Annotated in this window: 2 protein-coding genes; both read right to left on the bottom strand. The window is 34.9% G+C overall.

Annotation, left to right across the window (positions count from 1 at the left end; translation table 11 throughout):
• Positions 1 to 124: 124 nt before the first annotated feature.
• Positions 125 to 694, bottom strand: a complete 570-nt coding sequence (locus ACWIUO_RS13740; protein ID WP_454178451.1) for a hypothetical protein — start codon at positions 692 to 694, stop codon at positions 125 to 127.
• Between the two features lie 9 nt (positions 695 to 703).
• A partial coding sequence (locus ACWIUO_RS13745; protein WP_454178452.1) for a hypothetical protein occupies positions 704 to 1,139 on the bottom strand: 436 nt, incomplete at its 5' end.

The following is a 1,139-nucleotide window of genomic DNA, read 5'->3' on the forward strand; positions in this document are numbered from 1 at the left end:
CTAAAATCTGCCTTAAATCGCTGATAGATTTTACTCCCCCGTTCGTATTTATCATAATTTGCCAAAAACCTCATTTGATTTCTTTTGGTAAATTTTTATCAAAAACGGCGTTTTTTAAGCAATATCACTTGCTTAAAAAATCTGCAATTTCTTGCCTATCTTGCTCGGTAATTTTACGCGTTTGGATAAAAATCCCATTTTCATCATATTCTCTGAGTGTCCCTGCAAAATGCTTTGCATTAGCAACAGCATCGGCAAATGCCTCATATTCATCATAATAGTTTATCACATTTCTGTCCTTTTTAAAGCTAAGTGAGTCGATGTATTTACGCACTATGCCTTTATCATATATTAAATACGAAAGCCCTTCATATACCCACACGCCTTGCCTAACGCCATTTTCATACCTGCCGACAAGGGATTGCATTCTTTCATTGCCATTATCAAGTATAGATTCAATGTGAAATTCCCATTTGCCCACGCGCTTACCATCTTTGTAACGCCCTATATGTTCTGCTTTGTGTCTAGCGTGTCTCCAACCATCATCAAAATTGTCCAAAAACCACCAATATACAATCATATTTACAATGAGCGTTAAAACAAAACCAATGACAAATAAAAACACCAAACATAGCAAATCTATCGCCCAAAATAGCAAGTCTATCGACAATGAGACGATTTTTCTTATATTCATTTTTTACCTTTATTGTGCGCTCTTTTTTTGGCATTGCTCTTGTGTTTTGGCATTTTTTAGCGTGTTGTTTTTGATTTCGCCACAAGATTCCAAAAATCCATTTTTAAAGACAAATGCTTTGCCATCTGGCAGAGTTTTGCCCTCAAACACACCAAAATTATTATATTCTACAAATGACTTTTTGTCATATTCGCAAAAATAACAACTCTTTTTGCAAGAGATTTTATCCTCTTGGTTTAGACATACAAATTCTGCTGTGCTAATGGAGAAATTCTCTCCATTTATGCGAATCAAATAATCCTCTTTGTATAAAAAATGCCTATCGTCATTTTTGATGACTGAAAATCTCTCTCTTTCATAAAAAATACTTGTGAAAATATATGGCACAACCGATAGCGCAAACACTAATGCCAAACCCACTACTACGCCAAATATGAAGGAAGCA

This window comes from Helicobacter sp. T3_23-1056, from assembly GCF_053654535.1.

What these genes read in the sequence shown, in the direction of transcription:
- ACWIUO_RS13740 (WP_454178451.1), bottom strand. Translation starts at nt 694, where the DNA reads ATGAATATAAGAAAAATCGTCTCATTGTCGATAGACTTGCTATTTTGG.